A 208-nucleotide genomic window follows, 5' to 3' on the forward strand; every position below is an offset into this window, starting at 1 on the left:
GGTTATAGCCAAGCGGATTGGCAAACACTCATAGGCTATATGGTTGATACAGGGGAAGGCACGGCCCTTAGTAAAGATATAAGCACGTATTTGGCAAAGCATTACCCTGTTAACACTAAGCGCGAGTCAACGGTGGTTAAAGGCGATTTAAAACTTAGCTTTAAATACTGGCAAGTGCCTACGCTTGGGCAGCGCGCTCGCGATCCTG

1 pseudogene is annotated in these 208 nt (G+C 47.6%); it reads left to right on the forward strand.

The window, feature by feature from the left end:
• Positions 1 to 208: pseudogene (locus tag WDB87_RS08470) on the forward strand (virginiamycin B lyase family protein); the annotation flags it as partial.

Origin of the sequence: Pseudoalteromonas sp. C12FD-1 (assembly GCF_037414265.1) — a bacterium.
In the GTDB taxonomy this organism is placed as follows: Bacteria; Pseudomonadota; Gammaproteobacteria; order Enterobacterales; family Alteromonadaceae; genus Pseudoalteromonas.